Genomic DNA, 15,157 nt, shown 5'->3' with positions numbered 1-15,157 from the left:
CGAATGAGATTTGCTCAGTCTAAGAATTGTCTAATTTGAGAACATTGAACTAAAAAACCTTTACTAAGGAAAACCCTAGTTGGAAGATTTGAAAAGTTCTTCTGCTAATTGTTTAACTGTCTGTTCATAGTCAGACAAGTCAATGCCAATTTCCATAGCATCTAACAACTCAAGACTTTCGTCATTATAAGATTGGTCACTCATTGTGCCCCCTCTATTCCTTGGTGTGGACATGATGTCCTGTTAACTAGTGCACCATCTTGGACTTATATTATGTCACTTTGATGAACGCACTCTACTCTACCCATTCCATATTTATAGCTTGAAGCTACTCGCGATCATTAGCGCTTGTTTACGCTAAAGGGGTATACGCGAACGACATATTTACTGCCACCTTACACCAAGTACAACTGATTACTCTACAAATTTTGAAGCAGATCATGGTCAAACGTTTGCTTCTCCCTTTTCAACACCTAACCCTCAAATGTGTGTAAATTAATATTTACAGTGCATATTTTTAATTACATTAGATATTGCATTTGGAATTAAACTCAATCAGAATACTTCAAAATCGAGATATTCTTTGGGTTTATGCGCTTAAGCTAGAAGAATTACAATGAAAACACACCCTAACGTAAAGAATTATATACAATGAATAAATCAAAGGTTTTTGGTAGTACTTTGATCATTGCAGGCACAACGATTGGTGCTGGCATGCTCGCTCTTCCACTTGCTTCTGCAGGTATTGGCTTTTCAACTTCACTTTTCTTAATGCTGGGTTTGTGGGCTTTAATGGCATTCACTGCCTTATTAATGGTCGAGCTTCACCAATTCGCAGAATCTGATGCAACCCTACACACCTTAGCTCATACAATTTTAGGGACGAAAGGAAAGTGGATCGCGAGCTTCGCAGTGATGTTTCTGTTTTACGCTTTATGCGCTGCATACATCGCGGGCGGTGGCGCTCAGTTTAACCAACGTATTTCAGATATCGCGGGCCTTGAACTCAATGGCCAAGTCACGACTCTTCTGTTTACCTTGTTGGTTGCAGGCGTTGTAACGATTGGTACACACAGTGTCGATAAAGTTAACCGCGTTTTATTTGGCTTAAAGCTGGTTGCAATGGTTCTGGTACTGAGCTTCCTAGCACCTAACATCACTTCTCAATACTTGCTGAGCATGCCTTTACAACAAGGTCTGATTGTTGCAGCTATCCCGGTTGTGTTCACCTCTTTCGGTTTCCACGGCAGCATCCCATCGATCGTTCGTTACTTAGATGGAGACGTTCGCTCTCTACGCAAGGTAATGATTGTCGGTTCTGCGTTACCTTTGGTTATCTACGTATTCTGGCAGAGCGTCACTTTGGGCGTAGTAAGCCAAGAACAACTGTTGTTAGACACAAGCTTGGGTGCACTTTTAGTTTCGCTTTCGCAAACCGTTCATCAATCAAATCTAAGCGTGATCGTAGGCGTGTTCGCTGACCTTGCTCTTCTTACCTCATTTATTGGCGTGAGCTTAGGTCTATTCGAATTTATGGGTGACTCGCTAAGCAAAAAACTAGGCAGTGCAAAGCGCGTTAAAACCGCTGTTATCACCTTCTTACCGCCTTTAGGCTTCGCCCTGTTTTACCCACAAGGTTTTATCATGGCGTTGGGTTATGCTGCGATTGCACTTTCAGTGCTGGCGATTCTTCTACCTACCGTAATGGTATACAAAGTTCGCTACACAGATTTCTCGGTAAAATCTCATGGTACTGAAGCGACTTACCAGGTGTTGGGTGGAAGCAAAGCGTTATTTTTAGCGGGTAGCATTGGCGTATTTATCATTGCCATTCAAATCCTTATATCAGTAGGCCTATTACCGTCTTTGGGCTAATAAACCCATACAGGATATAAATACTTGATTGAGATCTCATAAATGACATGTTGCTATCATTAATTTTCACAATTAGTCGATTGATATCACATTTTTATTGAGGTCGGTTATTTAGAGTCCACGGTAAAGGATTTACCGTGGAGTTTTTATGAAAGAAGTACAATTTCGAACGATAGACAAACTGTTTATTAAAATGTCTATCAACGATAAGTTTTGGGTCATTTTCTTAATCTTTTTCGCCGCTGTGGCGAGCCTAGCTGGACTCAACTACGTCAATAAAATGGAACAAATTGACGCAAGTGCAAAACAGCAAGTTGAGTATCAACTCAAAGGTATTTTATCAGCGTCAGATTCCCCTGCCTCTGTTCGTACTGTTAGCCAACAAACTCGTCCTCAAGAGACCATCATTTCGAACAATGGCACGGTTACCGCAACGGCTATTGGACAAGATGGTAATTATTACTCTCTTACCGTCTCAAACAACGATACACAAAACCAAAAGCAGCAAGCACTGTACACTTTATTACTCAGTCTTTTATGGTGTGTGCCTTTTGGTCTTTTCTGTTACTGGGTAGCGACCTTCTTAGGTGGTGCGCTGTGGGTACTTTATTCAACCACTCAAAAGATTGGTGATGGTGACTTAACTTCACGCCTTGGCTTCCATCCTGGCCGTGACGAATTCGGCACAATTGGTTGTGCTCTTGACCGTTCAATGGACACGCTCAGTGAGTTAGTTAACAACGTAAACCACAGTGCAGCAACCCTAAGTGAAACGTCGGCTTCTTTCGAAACAGAGATGAAGCGCAGCGAAACACAAATCATGAGCCAAAACGCATCTCTAGATTCGGTTGCTACTGCAATGGACCAGATGACCGCATCTGCTAATGAAGTGTCTAACATCTCTGCACGTTCAACAGAGCAAACAGAGCAAGACGCACAGCAGATCAACGACAGCCACGCGAAGGTTCAACAAGCAATCTCAGAAATCACCACCCTTTCTTCTTTGATTGAACAAACCTCATCTTCTGTGACCAGCTTGAATGTGAACACGAGCCAAATTAACGAAGTCATCACGACGATCAACGCAATTTCAGAACAAACCAACTTACTGGCTTTGAACGCTGCGATTGAAGCCGCTCGTGCGGGCGAACAAGGTCGTGGTTTCGCTGTTGTTGCTGATGAAGTAAGAACACTCGCAAGTCGCACTCAGTCAGCTACCGTTGAGATCCAAGCGATGATTGAGCGCTTACAACAAGAGAGTCAAAATATTGCAAAGATCACAGAGCAAACGGTCGATCAGGCGCAAACCAGTAGCCAGCTGATTTCTAACATTGGTCACGACGTAAACTCGATTGCAGATTCTGCACAAGCGCTGATGGACATGAGTATCCAGATTGCAACATCAGCCGATGAACAAAGCAACGTTGCCAATACGATTGCAGCAGAACTTAACGATATTCGCAGCCAATCCGATGTGATTAAGGACGTCGCTCAGAATTCGTCAAATGGTGTATCTAGACTAACGGAAGCGTCGGTTTCTCTGTCTCAGACGTTGGCGCGATACCGGACTTAAGGATCAGCAGGCTAACTAGCGGCGTGAATTGAAAATAAACGAATGAGGACTCGTAATGGGTCCTTTTTTTGACTTTTGTTTAATAACATTACAAGAACCATGGTCAATAACGATGACATTATCAATTACCATGAAGCAAGTCGCAAAGGAGAGATTAAGAAGTGTCAGAACTGTCTAATATTCGAGCTTAGGAGTAATCTAATTGAACGGGTCTTTTTTCGCTTACCCTCTTGCTGCAGGTGACACATAATGAATAAAACAGAAACACCAAACACCGACGACATTACATGCCCTTTATGCCAACATGACGAGTATCTGCTTTCAGAAAGTGGAGAAAAGTTTACTTGTGCATCTTGTGGTTTCCATACCAAACAATTCAGTAAGGTAGTCAGTCTTCAACTAGGCTCTACCCCACCAAAGCTGCAGAATTCGATATACCACCATTTGAGCAGTGCTTGCCATTAATCCAAACTGAAATTTCTTCTAAACTGTAGATATCCTGAGCCGCGAGTTCTAATGAGTCGGCTTCGGGATCTACGATTGCTTCATCAATACTCGGGCGTAATCGAAACGATTGGATACCCGCACGAACACCAGCCTCAATCCCTTTTAACGTATCATCCACGTAGATGCACTCATTTGGTAGAAAGCCCATATTCATGGCCGTGTACATGATTAGATCAGGTTCTGGCTTCCAACTGTTAGCATCAAAAGCTGAGAACACTTTACCTTTAAAATCATCGAGCATGCCTGTCATCGCCAATGAAGATTCAACTCTAGATTTCGGTGCATTGGAAGCGATACAAAACTCAATGTCTTGTTGTTTGAGGAATTCAATAAGTTCGATAGCGCCGTCCATCGGTTTTAAATGACGCTGAAACAGTGCTTCTAATTCGATCCGGTATAACGGTTCTAGTGTATCAATTGAGATAGATAAGCCTAAACGCGCTTGCGTATCCATTAAGATGTCGGCCAGCTTCCCACCTTGGAAGTGCGCATAACAGTCGTTGACGTTCAACTTCGCCCCAAAGCCAGTGAAAACGTTTACCAAAGCTTGGCAGCACAGCTTTTCACTGTCGATAAGTGTTCCATCACAATCGAAAATTACACATTTAGTCTGTTCTAACCGCATAGGTATCTCACTAAGATTGAATCCAAGTTTTATCCTATAGTGTTCTTTCAATGCGCGAGATGATTGAGGTAACAGTTTGCGGATACAGGCTTATTTCTCTTCGCGAAATATGGAGTTGATCACTTTATCGCTCAGCATAAGCAACAGTTTTTATCAAATTAACCGAGATCCTACGAAATCAAATACTGCGAGGTTTACATAAGCGACTCAATTTCAGGGGAAAATATAAATCACCACTTCCTAGCCGGATCGTGATGACTAGATAAAAAACCAAGACGTATAAACGATTAAGATAGACCGAGACTTAGCTAACAACCGACTCTTCAAAAACCTTAGCTTCAAGCGAACGTGAAATCGCATATTCCACAGTTCCAGTATCAGGATACGAATCTCGGATAGCGACAAACTCGGGTAAGTGTTTCAGTAGCAATTTCGTTAGCTGAGGATCAAACTGGTAGCCACACTCTCGCTCGAAAAAATCGACTACCATATCTAACGGCCACTGTTCTTTGTAGCAACGAGCACTAAGCAGCGCATCAAAAACGTCGGCTACGGCAGTGATGCGAGCAAACAGGTGAATTTCATCTCCCACTTTGCCATTCGGGTATCCTGTTCCATCCCAGCGCTCGTGATGTTCGTTAGCAATGATTGCCGCGAGGTTGGTAATATCACCCGCTCCGCTCTTCAGTAAGTTATAGCCAGCCGTAGTATGAAGCTTCATCACCTCCCACTCTTGGTCGGTTAATTTACCAGGTTTATCCAAGATCGATTCAGGGACAGAAATCTTACCCACATCGTGCATCGGGCTGATGATCTCAATCATCTCGACCTCGCGATGGCTCAAGCCACGATACTTAGCGAGCAATGAGGATAACTTGGCTACACGCTTAACGTGATTACCGGTTTCGCCAGAGCGGGTTTCAATCGCCTCGCCGAGAACATGAATCATATCCTTTTGGATATTCAAGGTCTGTTTCTGAAGCTTTAAGATTCGTTTGTTCTTATTGGCCAACTCTTTCTTTTGGCGCAGAGTGACAAATTGCATCAAGATGATCAGGCTCAAACCCGCAATCACCATCGACAGCCCCATTAACAACTGGAAGTTTTTGCGAATAAAGGAAGAAGGTTCGTTAATGAATACCGCTTCATCAGGTAATGCGTTGGCACTAATCCCGTATCGTTTCATTGCAGGGTAGTTGAATACAAAACGTTTGTTATCTCCGGGAGTTAACGGTTCTGCAAAACCGAGAGGAAGGTATTTGTCTAGCGCATCAACTGCCTCCTCACCCATGCTTTGTGAGTGATTCACATAACCACCGAGAACATCGCCCGAAATATAAAACTGCCACAACGCGAACACTGGTGCAGCACTCGCTTTTGACAAGGTATCCGCAATCTCTTGGTAAGTGTGGTAAACCCCTTGTTTCAACTCAGTGTTGTAATGACTGAGCAATACCGCATCGTCTGCAGAGATTCCTTCCAAAAACTGGCTTGTATGCTCCAGCGACAAATCGCGAATTTCTATGAGGTTGATATTTGGAAATTCAGCCATCATTCTGTTCATTTCATTATGAATCAATTCAGACGTGACACTGTAATCATTTACAAAATAGAGGTTCTTTAGATTAGGCCTTAATTTGGAGATCAGCTTAATATTAACGTCTATCTGATCGTTCTCGTAAAGCACAGTTGCTCTGTCAGATACTGCATACATATCGGTACTGGTGTCATTGATTCCCACCGCCACTACAGGAGTAGAACGGTCAATTAAAGCACCTAACGATTCAAGGAAATTTGCTGCGTTATCGTCAGTCGCAATCACGCCGTCAAATTCATAACCTGCATATTTGATTTGCAAATAGTTCGAGAGAGAACCGTAGTAGTCAGAGCTATGGATACGCTTTGAATCCAAATACTCGATCGAGAGTTTAACTTCGGTTCTAGATTGGCTGAACGCGCTGTCGATCCCTTTTTGGAAATCAGCGGTCCATTGGTAAGAAGGTTCGTATGAGTGTAAAACTAGGATACGTTTGATATCCCAGTCGTTAGCAAAACTGAGTGAAGAATAAGCGCTAATACACAATACAGCGATTGAGATCAATAGCTTGTACATACAATACCCTTTAAATAAGACGGGGTATTGTACTTAGATTAACGCTTTCTCAAAGAATCTTTAGTTCTCGATCCACACTTTATCGCAAGAAGCATGATCTTGTGCCCAAAAATCGTGTAACTGCTTAGCAAAGTCGTTGATACTTTGACCATTTCCAGCAACAACGTCCGATATCAATAGAGAATCCTCTAACTCTGTAATGATCGCACTCGCAACAACTTCGCCATTGTGAGTGCCGATGTATAAAACATGTTCATCAGACAGCATAATTTGGCTCAAGAACTCAAGCATGTGTGCCCTTTCGGCTTCATCTTGGTACACGCTTGCTTGGTTAAGTGAGAATAGTACGGTCAATTTATGGAAATCAACTTTATGCAGTTCATCAATTTGGGAAGGTGTTTGATCTGGAGCTAGGAGTTGGTATGTCTTGGATGGGAGTTTACTTTGATAAAGTTCGCGGCCTAGAAGGCTCTCTTTTGCGGGGTAAGCAATGTCGAGCTGACTAAACAGCCATTGGTTTTTCTTTTGTGCAGTTTCAGGTATTTCGTTATTCATTCTTTTAGTACCTACGGTTAGTATCCCCAAATATCGCAGTTATTTGGAAGACATACGGTCGGCTGAGGTGCCGAACTACAAGCAGAGAGCATACAGAGCATGACCAAGGCCAACAAGTACTTTAAATGCTTCATATTTTTCATTATCCAACAACATCCTTTAAGAACTTAACGAAAAGCTCTACACTCGTATTCAAGCTTTCAATATCCTTATAGTAAACAGAACTATATAAATAAAAAGGACTTCTTATGAAAAAAGCCTTAATAGCAGCAGGTATCGTCACAATGTTAGCTGGCTGTTCGGACAACGAGGTTGGCGACGTCTCACTGGGTTTCTTCACAATGAAGGATATCAAGATGTCTTCATTAGATGACGATAAGATCGCAGGTGTTACCTGTCATATCGCATCAATCGAAGCAAACCTTAGCCTTTCAGATCCAAGTGATAGCTCTATCTCTTGTCGTCAAACAGGTGAAATCACACCAGAAATGATTGCTCAAATAGACAAGAGTAAGTCTGGCGAAGTGGTATTCAAGCAATCGAAAAGTATCTTCTTTAAAACAATGAAGGTTCGTCGTATCTACGATGCAGAGAATCAGTCGCTGCTTTACTTGTCTTACACCACCAAAGAAACGGAAGGCAGTTTCAAGCATAGCCTTTCAACCGTTCCGCTTTGGGGTACAGAGGCTTACGTAGATCCAGCAACACTTGTTCCAGCTGAATAGCTTCAAGCCAAAGTAAGACGATTCACCTGTACAGACATTGTGCAGGTGATTCAAAATGTAATAAAAATGAAAGAAACAGAAACAAAATGTGATATCATGCGGCAAAATTTTTTCACTGTATTTTTCATATGAAGTTTCCTGGACAGCGTAAATCTAAGCATTACTTTCCAACTCACGCACGTGATCCGTTGGTCAACCAAATTCAACAAACACCTAAGCTTCACCGCGCAACGATTGTCGGTGTTGGCCAAACGATTGTTGATATCGAAGCCCGTGTTGACAACGAGTTCCTAGAAAAATACGAGCTGAGTAAAGGTCACTCACTAGTATTGGAAGAAAGTAAAGCAGATGCGCTGTATGAAGAGTTAGTTGAGCGCGGTTTGATCACGCATCAATACCCTGGCGATACTATCGGCAACACACTGCACAACTATTCCGTACTTGCAGACAGCAAATCTGTACTGCTTGGCGTTATGTCTAAGAAGATTGAAGTTGGCTCATTTGGTTATCGTTATCTTTGCCGCACTTCTTCTCGTATGAATCTAAATCACCTTCAAACTGTTGATGGTCCAATCGGTCGTTGCTACACGCTTATTTCTGAAGATGGCGAACGTACGTTTGCAATCAATGAAGGTCACATGAACCAACTTCTTCCAGAGAGCATTCCTGAAAAAGTGTTCGAGAAAGCGTCTGCATTAGTTGTCTCGTCATACCTAATGCGTGGCAAACCTGAAGATCCGATGCCAAAAGCGGTACAAAAAGCGATTGAATACGCGAAAGCGCACAATGTGCCTGTTGTACTAACACTTGGTACTAAGTATGTGATCGAAGGTAACGCTGAATGGTGGCAAGAATACCTGAAAGAGAACGTAACCATCGTCGCGATGAACGAAGACGAAGGTGAAGCGCTCACAGGTGAAAAAGACCCTCTATTGGCGGCTAACAAAGCGCTTGAATGGGTCGACCTAGTTCTATGTACTGCTGGCCCTATTGGCCTATACATGGCAGGTTACACTGACGAACCAGCGAAACGCGAAACCACACTGCCATTGTTACCGGGTAACATCCCTGAGTTCAATAAATATGAATTCAGCCGCGCGATGCGTAAGCAAGACTGTAAAGACCCTGTAAAAGTGTACTCTCATATTGGCCCTTACCTAGGTGGCCCACTTGAGATTAAGAACACGAATGGTGCTGGTGATGGTGCACTTTCAGCACTACTTCACGACATGGCAGCAAACAGCTACCACCACGTGAACGTACCGAACTCAGAGAAGCACGAGCATACTTGTCTAACTTACTCTTCTCTTTCTCAAATTTGTAAGTACGCAAACCGTGTAAGCTACGAAGTGTTGACTCAGCACTCTCCTCGTCTTTCTCGTGCGCTACCTGAACGCGAAGATAGCTTAGAAGAAACATACTGGGATCGTTAATCGACCATATTAGGGGTTAGCTGATTGAGGTTCACGCCAAGTCAGATTACCTATTCGTTGAAGGGCTGCTATATGCAGCCCTTTTTGTATTCAACACCAATATAACTGCAACTGTAGGTAATCAGATCGAATATTTTGCTCGTTTAAGATTTGATCTCGCGCAATGACTCTTTAGATCTGTTATCTTCCAGCACATAATTCGTGTGGTTTGCCTTTACTTGGCAGATTTATACAGTACCATCGCCACGCAAACGTTTACGTACCACCTTTCGGTTCTGATATAAGGATCAAATATGCTGTCTGATATTGATATTTGTCGCTCTACTCCCCTTAAAAACATCAGTGAGGTTGCCAAGCAAGCTGGCCTACAACACAACGAACATCAGCCATTAGGGCAATACAAATCTAAAGTGTCTCTCACATCACTTGAACGCCTCTCCAACCAACAAGATGGTAAATTGGTCGTAGTCACGGCGATTACACCCACGCCACTCGGCGAAGGCAAAACGGTGACCACCATCGGGCTAGTACAAGGTCTTGCCAAAATTAACCAATCAGCGATGGCGTGTATTCGTCAGCCTTCAATGGGCCCTGTATTTGGTGTTAAAGGTGGCGCAGCTGGCGGTGGCTACTCTCAAGTCGCTCCTATGGAACAGTTGAACCTACATCTAACTGGTGACATTCATGCTGTTACGGCCGCTCACAACCTTGCCTCTGCAGCAATCGATGCACGTTTGTATCATGAACAGCGTGAAGGCTTAGAAGCCTTTGAAGCGCGCTCAGGCTTAAAAGCACTGGATATCGACCCCACTAGAATCGTATGGCGACGTGTACTCGACCATAATGATCGCGCGTTACGCATGATCACGGTAGGCAAGAACGAAGCAAGCAAAACAATTAACGGCTTTGAGCGCGAAGATGGATTTGATATCTCAGCCGCTTCAGAGCTGATGGCTATCCTTGCTCTAGCAGATGACCTTCAAGATTTAAGAAAGCGCATTGGACGAGTGGTACTTGCTTACAACAAACAAGGCTTACCGTTAACCGCAGATGACTTCAATGTTGCAGGCGCAATGACCGTAACAATGAAGGATTCTATTGAACCAACATTGATGCAAACCCTTGAAGGCGTTCCTACCCTAATTCACGCCGGGCCTTTCGCAAACATCGCACATGGTAACTCTTCAATTATTGCCGATAAGATTGCTCTTAAACTGAGTGACTTTGTGGTAACTGAAGGCGGTTTCGGCTCAGACATGGGTTTCGAGAAAGCATGTAACATCAAGGTTAAGGCATCCAACAAGAGGCCTGACTGTGCCGTTGTTGTTGCGACACTACGCGGATTAAAAGCGAACTCAGGTTTGTACGATTTAAGACCGGGCACCCCACTACCAGATTCAATCTTTAATGATGACCAAGACGCGCTTATTGCAGGGTTTGAGAACCTAAAATGGCACATAACCAACGTTAAGCAATACCAAGTGCCAACAGTTGTTGCGATTAACCAATTCCCACAAGACTCAGCTCAAGAGCTCGATGCTTTGAAACAGATGATCACCGACTTCGACCCAAGCGTTAGCGTTGAAGTGAGCGAAGCATTTGGTCAAGGTGGCGAAGGGACGACTCAACTGGCTCGCGCCGTGGTAAAAGCTTGCCAAAAGGAGTCTGAATTTGAGCCTTTGTACCACTCTGAGCAAACCCTAGAAGAAAAGCTAATGGCTGTCGCTGAAGTCGGTTATGGCGCGGCAAGTATTTCACTATCTCCACTGGCTAAAAAACAACTAGCTGAATTCAAACTGCATGGCTATAGCAACCTATCAGTTTGTTTGGCAAAAACACCACTATCGGTCTCGACAGAAGCACACATAAAAGGTGCTCCCACTCAATTTGACGTACCCGTTAGAGAGCTAAAATTGTGTGCTGGTGCTGGCTTTATTTACGCGTTGTGTGGCAATGTGATGACCATGCCAGGCTTACCTGACAAACCAGCGTTCATGTCGTTAGATATTGACAGTAATGGAAATATCGTCGGCCTAAGCTAAATACCCTTAGTTAGATAAACGACAAATAATCGCGATTAATCTGGCTCAATTTTCAGACCGGTGTTCTATATTGAGCAATCATTTCCTAACGAAGTAATTGCTCAACAATCAAGCTTAAGTGCAAGAAGTTGCAATAAAAACGTAGTTATATGCGCATATTGTCTTAAGTTCTGGGGCAAGATCACATTAAAAACCTTATAAAATATATAGTATTGCGCTGATTCTTTGAGGACAGTGATGAATACAAGTATAAAAAAACTAGTCGGGCAATTTCTATGCACCATATTTGCCCTAGGATTAGTCCCTGCCCTCTATATTAACTCTGAATTTGACAGGGTCGATGCTCAGCACACGCTAAATATCAAACAATCCAGCCAGAACCAAATCGAATACAGTTTTCACGAACTCGCCGTTATTGTTGAGCAAATATCTAACTCTGTTCCTTCTATTGCAGACTCTCAAACGTTACTTCGTGCCGTTCAAGAACCTTCACTCATCCACAAAGAAACGCTACAAGATCTTTGGGTAATGTTAGCTCGTGGCCAAAAATACTATTCTCAGCTTCGTTATCTCGATCTAGCCGGCAACGAAGTGTTCCGCGTTAACTACAAAGACGGTCAAGCAATCGTGGTCCCAGATAACGAACTGCAGAACAAGTCTTCACGTGATTACTATGAGGAACTGCAACGATTAAAGATTGGTGAAGTTAGTTCTCGCGGCATTGACCTAGAAGTTGAAAACGGAGAGATCGTTCGTCCTTTAATACCAGCGCTTCGCATTATGACGCCAGTCGCTGAAAACAATCGCATCATTGGTTACTTCATCGCAAACCTAAACATGCTCGAGATCTATAAGCGCCTTCACTATCAGATTGGTGCATCGTCTGCTGTTCCGATTATTCTCAACAAAACCGGACACATCATTATGGGGCCAGACCCAAAGGAATCTTTCGGACATGTGATTGAGTCACGTTCAGAGCGAACTTACGCAAAGTTATACCCGGAGCTTTGGACTGCGATTCAAGACAAGAAATCTTCTAGCTATTTTGATGGTAAGAACTGGTATTTCCACTCTGATATCAGCCCCAACATAAAACAGTTCGAAGGCCCAATCTACATGGTTCTTCATATTGAAAATCAGCAGTTCAGCAGTCAATACCGACAAGAAAAACAAGCGATTGTCGTTCAGATCATCACTTTATCTTTCTTGATTTCAATGATCTCTGCTGGCTTCGTATTGTGGAACAGCAATCACAAGAAGAACAGTATCGAGAGCCAACTGGCTAAAGCAGCAATGAATGGCATGTCTGCCTTGGTGATTACCGACAGAAACAACCGCATCATCAAAGTAAACCAAGAGTTCACCCGCGTGAGTGGCTACGAGTTAGAAGACGTAAAAGGTCGTCAACCATCGATGTTTGCCTCTGGCCGCTACAATGAAGAGTTCTACATCAAGATGTGGAGTATCATCAAAGAGAAAGGCATGTGGGAAGGCGAAGTCGTTAACCGACGTAAAGACGGGTCTTTAATCACGGAAATACTGCGAATCCAAACCATCAAAGATTCGAAAGATGTGATTCAGTTTTATGTCGCTTCATTTGTGGATATCAGTAAACACAAAGAGCTAGAAAACAAACTGAGAAACCTGAGCGAAAAAGATGCCTTAGCTGGGTGTTGGAACCGCCGTAAGTTCGATCTTGAGCTGCGAGATGAGTGCTCTCGTGTGAATCGTTATCCTACTCGTGAACAGTCTTGCTTAGCGATCTTAGATATAGACCACTTCAAACGCATCAACGACAGATTTGGTCACGATTATGGTGATCGCGTCATTCAAACGGTTGCTCAAGTACTCCAGCGAGAATGCCGTGAAACAGATTTTGTCGCTCGTATTGGTGGTGAAGAATTTGGCGTTATTCTGCCTCACACTACAACAGAAGAAGCTGAATACGTTCTTAATCGGCTCAGAATCGCTGTCAGTATCGAACTCGACAACGTAGTCACCGTGAGCGGTGGGATTACTAACGTAACAAATGATCCAGCACTTAATTACAAGTGCGCCGATTTAGCCCTATACGAAGCTAAAGCAGCAGGGAGAAACAATGTGTGCTTATTCCTAGATAAAGAGATGAGCGAAATAGCCTAGCAAATGACAATTGCATTCACTTGCCCGGCAAACGATCAGCTTGGAGCCGGATAAAATTCTAACTTGCTCCCCTCAACGACAAGAATACAATCCATGTTCGCAGCATGAGCAGCCTGCTTACCTAGGTTCGTATCTTCAAAAACAACACACTGCTTTGGCTGCAAACCCATACCAAAACACGCATCTAAGAAGGTATCCGGATTGGGCTTGTGATTCTTAACGTCTGTTGCTGTCACTAGGATATCGAGCTTACTCAAGATGTCTGTCTTATCCAGTAACTGTTCGGCACTTTTACGTTGACTGCCCGTTCCTACTGCAATCTTCTTATTACCCAGATGCTCTAACAGCAGAGAGTGAGTACAAGGGATAACGTCTCCTTTGTCTTCAATAGCCGCAAACGATGCCATTTTAAACGTGGACACAGCTTGTGGGTCGAGAGACAAACCGTATTTACTGTTCACCTCACCGGCTATTTTGTAGCTCGGCATGCCACCTAAGCTATACAGCCAAGACGCTTCAAAATGAAAGCCGAACTCTTCAGCCGTTTGCTGCCACGCCTTTACATGTGCAGGCATTGTATCGATCAGCGTACCGTCCATATCAAAGATCAATCCTTCATACGCCGTTAAATCTATTTTCATCACTACTACCACTCTTTAAGAAAGTTACTGATACCATAACCAATATTCAGTATCATGACCCCATATTACCGTTCAAAATGGATGTTTATGTTACAAATATCTAACTCTGTTTCGATTCAAGACTGGGAACTCCAGTTAACAGCGATCAGAGCACAAGGAGCCGGCGGTCAGAACGTCAATAAAGTATCGAGCGCGATACATTTACGTTTTGATATCACACACTCCACCCTGCCCGACTTCTATAAAGAAAAGCTTTTGGCACACAAAGATAGTCGCATCACCAAAGACGGGGTGATTATCATTAAGGCGCAACAATATAGAACTCAAGAACAAAACCGCGATGATGCTTTAGTGCGTTTGAAAGAATTGATCTTGGAAGCGACAAAGGTTCAAAAAGTAAGAAGAGCAACAAAGCCAACGCGTGGCTCTCAGAAAAGACGTTTAGAAAGTAAGAAGCAAAGAAGTACCACCAAACAGCTACGCGGAAGAGTGAGCTGATGGCTTCATGCCCTCAGTAACCACATTACTGTAGAAAGATCTGTCACTTTAACTAACGAATAGATCCATTACGCTGTTTATTTGAAAGTAAGATTACTGCTTCTTTTTGACCGACAAAATCAGTTTGATCAACAACATTCGCTCTTCGCTGGTCAGTAAGCGACTGACCGCTGCAACGTCTTCCGCTGTTGCTTGTGATGCACCCACAATATCAAGAACCACATCCAAATCCGTCACCTTTAAGGTTCTGGTGATTGAACGATACTGAGACATCTTAATATCCGCCTCGCCACGTTCAATCCGTTGATAGGTTTTTAAACTCATTCCTGAACTCGAGGCTAACTTTTCTTGAGACAAGTTAGCTTGTTTCCTACGCTCAATCAGCGCCACTATTATGGGTTCTTGTGACATAAGCTCATCCTCAAAAG

13 protein-coding genes are annotated in these 15,157 nt (G+C 43.3%); 7 read left to right on the top strand and 6 right to left on the bottom strand.

Features of this window, described 5'->3' with window-relative positions; genetic code table 11:
• Nucleotides 1-75: 75 nt before the first annotated feature.
• Nucleotides 76-204 (bottom strand): hypothetical protein, encoded by a 129-nt coding sequence (locus tag CWO27_RS23755; protein ID WP_017059831.1) that lies wholly within the window; start codon nt 202-204, stop codon nt 76-78.
• A gap of 447 nt (nt 205-651) precedes the next feature.
• Here CWO27_RS23755 and CWO27_RS09040 point away from each other — a divergent pair, with 447 nt between their 5' ends.
• Entirely contained in the window at nt 652-1,875 is a 1,224-nt protein-coding gene (locus CWO27_RS09040) for an aromatic amino acid transport family protein (RefSeq protein ID WP_107898878.1), read from the top strand.
• Nucleotides 1,876-2,023: 148 nt separating this feature from the next.
• A complete protein-coding gene (locus CWO27_RS09035) occupies nt 2,024-3,448 on the top strand; it encodes a methyl-accepting chemotaxis protein (RefSeq protein ID WP_048662013.1) in 1,425 nt (474 codons plus the stop codon).
• A 406-nt stretch (nt 3,449-3,854) separates the two neighbouring features.
• Here CWO27_RS09035 and CWO27_RS09025 read toward each other — a convergent pair whose 3' ends face one another.
• The 3 genes from CWO27_RS09025 to CWO27_RS09015 all read right to left on the bottom strand — a co-directional run bounded on the left by CWO27_RS09025 (nt 3,855) and on the right by CWO27_RS09015 (nt 7,248).
• A complete protein-coding gene (locus CWO27_RS09025; RefSeq protein WP_048660219.1) occupies nt 3,855-4,580 on the bottom strand; it encodes an HAD-IA family hydrolase in 726 nt (241 codons plus the stop codon).
• Between the two features lie 304 nt (nt 4,581-4,884).
• Nucleotides 4,885-6,693 (bottom strand): HD domain-containing phosphohydrolase, encoded by a 1,809-nt coding sequence (locus CWO27_RS09020; protein ID WP_107898877.1) that lies wholly within the window; start codon nt 6,691-6,693, stop codon nt 4,885-4,887.
• Nucleotides 6,694-6,753: 60 nt separating this feature from the next.
• Entirely contained in the window at nt 6,754-7,248 is a 495-nt protein-coding gene (locus CWO27_RS09015; protein WP_102530255.1) for a hypothetical protein, read from the bottom strand.
• A 248-nt stretch (nt 7,249-7,496) separates the two neighbouring features.
• Between CWO27_RS09015 and CWO27_RS09010 the strand changes: the two genes are divergently transcribed.
• The 4 genes from CWO27_RS09010 (at nt 7,497) to CWO27_RS08995 (ending at nt 13,590) form a co-directional block, all read left to right on the top strand.
• A complete protein-coding gene (locus tag CWO27_RS09010) occupies nt 7,497-7,973 on the top strand; it encodes a CreA family protein (protein WP_017059837.1) in 477 nt (158 codons plus the stop codon).
• A 128-nt stretch (nt 7,974-8,101) separates the two neighbouring features.
• Nucleotides 8,102-9,406, top strand: coding sequence for an inosine/guanosine kinase (locus CWO27_RS09005; protein ID WP_017069885.1), 1,305 nt, complete (start codon nt 8,102-8,104; stop codon nt 9,404-9,406).
• A 293-nt stretch (nt 9,407-9,699) separates the two neighbouring features.
• The gene (locus CWO27_RS09000) at nt 9,700-11,448 is read left to right on the top strand and encodes a formate--tetrahydrofolate ligase (protein ID WP_107898876.1); all 1,749 of its coding nucleotides are present in this window, start codon (nt 9,700-9,702) and stop codon (nt 11,446-11,448) included.
• A 237-nt stretch (nt 11,449-11,685) separates the two neighbouring features.
• Entirely contained in the window at nt 11,686-13,590 is a 1,905-nt protein-coding gene (locus CWO27_RS08995; RefSeq protein WP_048660223.1) for a sensor domain-containing diguanylate cyclase, read from the top strand.
• A gap of 35 nt (nt 13,591-13,625) precedes the next feature.
• On the opposite strand, the gene CWO27_RS08990 is transcribed toward CWO27_RS08995, so the two are convergent.
• On the bottom strand, nt 13,626-14,231 hold the full coding sequence (locus CWO27_RS08990; protein WP_107898875.1) for a beta-phosphoglucomutase family hydrolase: 606 nt from the start codon (nt 14,229-14,231) through the stop codon (nt 13,626-13,628).
• A gap of 87 nt (nt 14,232-14,318) precedes the next feature.
• On the opposite strand from CWO27_RS08990, the gene arfB reads away from it, so the two are divergent.
• Nucleotides 14,319-14,729, top strand: coding sequence for an alternative ribosome rescue aminoacyl-tRNA hydrolase ArfB (gene arfB / locus CWO27_RS08985; RefSeq protein ID WP_048660225.1), 411 nt, complete (start codon nt 14,319-14,321; stop codon nt 14,727-14,729).
• Nucleotides 14,730-14,822: 93 nt separating this feature from the next.
• On the opposite strand, the gene CWO27_RS08980 is transcribed toward arfB, so the two are convergent.
• The gene (locus CWO27_RS08980; RefSeq protein ID WP_048662017.1) at nt 14,823-15,140 is read right to left on the bottom strand and encodes a helix-turn-helix transcriptional regulator; all 318 of its coding nucleotides are present in this window, start codon (nt 15,138-15,140) and stop codon (nt 14,823-14,825) included.
• Nucleotides 15,141-15,157 lie beyond the last annotated feature (17 nt).

Source organism: Vibrio sp. 10N.286.51.C3 (genome assembly GCF_003050065.1).
In the GTDB taxonomy this organism is placed as follows: Bacteria; Pseudomonadota; Gammaproteobacteria; order Enterobacterales; family Vibrionaceae; genus Vibrio; species Vibrio crassostreae.
This window is presented reverse-complemented; position numbering and strand designations above follow the sequence as displayed.

Bases quoted from the DNA above. Each gene is read 5' to 3' on its own strand.
- CWO27_RS09040 (WP_107898878.1), top strand. From the start codon at position 652: ATGAATAAATCAAAGGTTTTTGGTAGTACTTTGATCATTGCAGGCACA.
- CWO27_RS08995 (WP_048660223.1), top strand. From the start codon at position 11,686: ATGAATACAAGTATAAAAAAACTAGTCGGGCAATTTCTATGCACCATA.
- CWO27_RS08980 (WP_048662017.1), bottom strand. From the start codon at position 15,140: ATGTCACAAGAACCCATAATAGTGGCGCTGATTGAGCGTAGGAAACAA.
- CWO27_RS09000 (WP_107898876.1), top strand. From the start codon at position 9,700: ATGCTGTCTGATATTGATATTTGTCGCTCTACTCCCCTTAAAAACATC.
- CWO27_RS23755 (WP_017059831.1), bottom strand. From the start codon at position 204: ATGAGTGACCAATCTTATAATGACGAAAGTCTTGAGTTGTTAGATGCT.
- CWO27_RS09020 (WP_107898877.1), bottom strand. From the start codon at position 6,693: ATGTACAAGCTATTGATCTCAATCGCTGTATTGTGTATTAGCGCTTAT.
- CWO27_RS09035 (WP_048662013.1), top strand. From the start codon at position 2,024: ATGAAAGAAGTACAATTTCGAACGATAGACAAACTGTTTATTAAAATG.
- CWO27_RS09025 (WP_048660219.1), bottom strand. From the start codon at position 4,580: ATGCGGTTAGAACAGACTAAATGTGTAATTTTCGATTGTGATGGAACA.
- CWO27_RS09005 (WP_017069885.1), top strand. From the start codon at position 8,102: ATGAAGTTTCCTGGACAGCGTAAATCTAAGCATTACTTTCCAACTCAC.
- arfB (WP_048660225.1), top strand. From the start codon at position 14,319: ATGTTACAAATATCTAACTCTGTTTCGATTCAAGACTGGGAACTCCAG.
- CWO27_RS08990 (WP_107898875.1), bottom strand. From the start codon at position 14,231: ATGAAAATAGATTTAACGGCGTATGAAGGATTGATCTTTGATATGGAC.
- CWO27_RS09010 (WP_017059837.1), top strand. From the start codon at position 7,497: ATGAAAAAAGCCTTAATAGCAGCAGGTATCGTCACAATGTTAGCTGGC.
- CWO27_RS09015 (WP_102530255.1), bottom strand. From the start codon at position 7,248: ATGAATAACGAAATACCTGAAACTGCACAAAAGAAAAACCAATGGCTG.